The 300-nt window shown below is 39.0% G+C and carries 1 protein-coding gene; it reads left to right on the forward strand.

Features of this window, described 5'->3' with window-relative positions:
- A partial coding sequence (locus AC0DBE_RS21790; RefSeq protein WP_472963802.1) for a LysM peptidoglycan-binding domain-containing protein occupies nucleotides 1-300 on the forward strand: 300 nt, incomplete at both ends.

Raw genomic sequence — 300 nt, forward strand, 5'->3', positions numbered from 1 at the left:
TGACAATTTGGGAAGTATTGCCCAACGCTTTGGGATGACATTGTCAGAGATCCAATCACTGAATAACATTAGCAACCCAGATAAAATTCAAGTTGGTCAAGTATTGAAAGTTTACGCTAGTAGCAATGATTCTGGTAGTGGTGGCTCCACGCGAAAAACGATGACTTATACTATTAAATCTGGTGACAATTTGGGAAGTATTGCCCAACGCTTTGGGATGACATTGTCAGAGATCCAATCACTGAATAACATTAGCAACCCAGATAAAATTCAGGTTGGTCAAGTATTGAAAGTTTACAC

The sequence above is a fragment of the Bacillus sp. VA15 genome (genome assembly GCF_055721145.1).